This window comes from Aliiroseovarius sp. PTFE2010 (assembly GCF_049943335.1).
Classification (GTDB): Bacteria; Pseudomonadota; Alphaproteobacteria; order Rhodobacterales; family Rhodobacteraceae; genus JBNFVY01.
On sequence record NZ_JBNFVY010000028.1, the window covers coordinates 1 to 2568 of the forward strand.

At 63.2% G+C, this 2568-nt stretch carries 2 protein-coding genes and 1 pseudogene; all 3 read right to left on the reverse strand.

Going from position 1 to position 2568, the window contains the following annotated elements; genetic code table 11:
* Positions 1 to 1595, reverse strand: a 1595-nt coding sequence (locus ACP2AV_RS15600; protein ID WP_426373690.1) for an acyl-CoA carboxylase subunit beta, incomplete at its 3' end; no start/stop codon positions are given.
* Between the two features lie 2 nt (positions 1596 to 1597).
* Positions 1598 to 2101 carry a biotin/lipoyl-containing protein gene (locus ACP2AV_RS15605; protein WP_426373691.1) on the reverse strand — a complete coding sequence of 168 codons (504 nt, stop codon included), beginning with the start codon at positions 2099 to 2101 and terminating at the stop codon, positions 1598 to 1600.
* A pseudogene (locus ACP2AV_RS15610) lies at positions 2101 to 2568 on the reverse strand (biotin carboxylase); the annotation flags it as partial. The gene ACP2AV_RS15605 and the pseudogene ACP2AV_RS15610, both read right to left, overlap by 1 nt.

Below are 2568 nucleotides of genomic sequence, written 5' to 3' on the forward strand. Positions count from 1 at the left end.
ATCCCGTAGTGCGGATCGTCGATCGGCGCGTTCAGCGAGGCGGAAATCGACATCCCAAGCGCGTTGCGCGTATCGGCCGGGTCCAGAATACCATCGTCCCACAGTTCCGAAGTCGAGGTATAGGCTTCGACGTCGCGGCGATATTTCTCGAGCACCGGCTCGCGGATCGCTTCAATTTCCTCTGCGGTCAATTCCTTGCCTTCGCGCTGCAGCTGCCGGATCTTGACGTCGGCCATGGTGTTGGCCGCCTGATCCGCCCCCATCACGCCGATTTCGGCCTGCGGCCACATGAACAACGTGCGCGCATCCCAGGCCCGCCCGCACATGCCGTAATTGCCCGCCCCGTACGAAGCGTTGGCGATCACGGTGAACTTGGGCACGACCGAGCCGCCCTGCGCCATCAGCATCTTGGCGCCGTCCTTGGCGATGCCGCGTTCTTCGTATTCGCGCCCTACCATGTAGCCGGTGATGTTCTGGAAAAAGACCAGAGGCGTGCGGTTCTGGTTGCACAGCTGCATGAAATGCGCCGCCTTGAGCGAGCTGTCGTTGAACAGCACCCCGTTGTTGGCCAAGATCCCCACCTTGTAGCCCCAGATATGGGCAAAGCCGCAGATCATCGTGGTGCCGTAATCGGGCTGGTATTCGTGAAAGCGTGAGCCATCGACGATCCGGGCCAGAACTTCGCGCATGTCGAACTGGGTTTTCCGGTCCTTGGGGATGATCCCGTAGAGTTCCTTGGGGTCGTAGTAAGGTTCCTCGAACGAGGCGGTTTCGATAATCGTTTTGGGCGTGCGCTTCCACTGGCTGACAATCTCGCGCGCCAGGGAAAAGGCGTGCTGTTCGGTGGCGGCGCGGTAATCGCCCGTGCCCGACACCGACGTGTGCATGACCGCCCCGCCCAGTTCCTGAACGCCGACCTCTTCGCCGGTGGCCGCCTTGACCAGCGGCGGGCCGCCAAGGAAAATCGCCCCGGTGCCTTCGATGATGATGTTATAATCGCTCAGCGTCGGCACATAGGCGCCGCCCGCGGTGCAGTGCCCGCCGACCACCGCGATTTGCGGGATATTGGCCTGGCTCAGCTTGACCTGGTTGCGGAACACCCGCCCGCCCAGATAGCGGTCGGGAAAGACGCCGTGTTGCAGCGGCAGAAAGCCGCCGGCGCTGTCGCAGATGTGGATGACCGGCAGGCGGTTTTCCAGCGCCACATCCAGCAGCCGCACGATCTTTTTCACGGTATGGGGATACCAGGCGCCGCCCTTGACGCTGGCGTCGTTGGCATGAATGGCGACCTCGCGGCCCTGCACGATGCCGATGCCGGTGACCACGGCGGCGCCGGGCACCGCACCGTCATATTCGCGGCAGGCCGCCAGGGTGGAAAATTCCAGGAACGGCGTGCCGGGATCCAGCAGCAGTTTCAGCCGCTCGCGCACGCCCAGTTTGTTCTGGCGCTCCAGGCGGTCGATGTCGCGTTGCGGGCGTTCAAAGCGCGCCGCGTGCTGGCGGGCGTGAAATTCCTTCAGCCGCTCGGACATGGCGGCGTAATTTGCCTTGTAGTCGGGGGCGTTGGTGTCGATCAGACTTTCGATCCGGCGCATTCTCACTCCTCCTCCGGGGTCAACTGGGCAAGGATGTCCTTCAGCCCGAAACTGTCGCCTTCGGCGAACGGTATTTCGGCAACAACCCCATCGCGTGGCGCGGTCAGTGTGGTTTCCAGTTTCATACTTTCAATGACCAGAAGTGGCTGGCCTTCTGTCACTGTATCGCCGGGCTTGGCGGACACCGACACGACCACCCCCGGCATCGGCGCCACCAGCCGATCATCGCTGGCGCCGCTTTCGTTTCCGGCCAGGCGTTCGGCGGGATCAACCCGACCGATTTCAAACGTTCGCCCGTTCATGTGCACAAAAGTTGCCTCGGGGCCCACGGCCAGCCGCAATTTGCGCACAAGCCCCTTGGCCCGCAGCGTGTAACCGCCCGGCGCGCCCGTAGGGGTCAACTGGCACGCAACAGCGCCGTCAGGCGTATTCAGTACAAACCGGTCGCCGTCATGGGACAGCCAGCACTCGGTCTCTTCGCCATCAATCTGAAAAATCCGTTGCATCAGTTTCTCCACCCGCCCATCTTGCGGTGCATTTCCGGTATTTGCATCACATCGGCCGTCAGTCGTTCGTCCGACAAGGCCGCCGCCGCCATCAGCAGATCGCTGACATCTTCGCCCGGCGCGGTCAGCGTGTCGGCCTGTTCGGCCAGGAACCCGGTCGATACCTCGCCCGACGCGAAATCCGGATGCGCAAGGATCGCATCCAGATAGCCGGTGTTGGTCGTCACCCCGAGGATCACATAATCCTGCACCGCCTGGCGCGCGCGGGCGATGGCTTGCGCGCGATCAGGCCCGTGCACGATCAGTTTGGACAGCATCGGGTCGAAATCGGTCGTCACCTTGCCGCCGTCCAGAATGCCGCTGTCCACGCGCACGCCTTCGCCGCGCGGCTCGTCCAGCAGCAGGATGTCCCCGATCGCGGGGCGGAAATCGGCGCTCGCGTCTTCGGCGCAGATGCGCAGTTCGAT

What these genes read in the sequence shown, in the direction of transcription:
- ACP2AV_RS15605 (WP_426373691.1), bottom strand. Translation starts at nt 2,101, where the DNA reads ATGCAACGGATTTTTCAGATTGATGGCGAAGAGACCGAGTGCTGGCTG.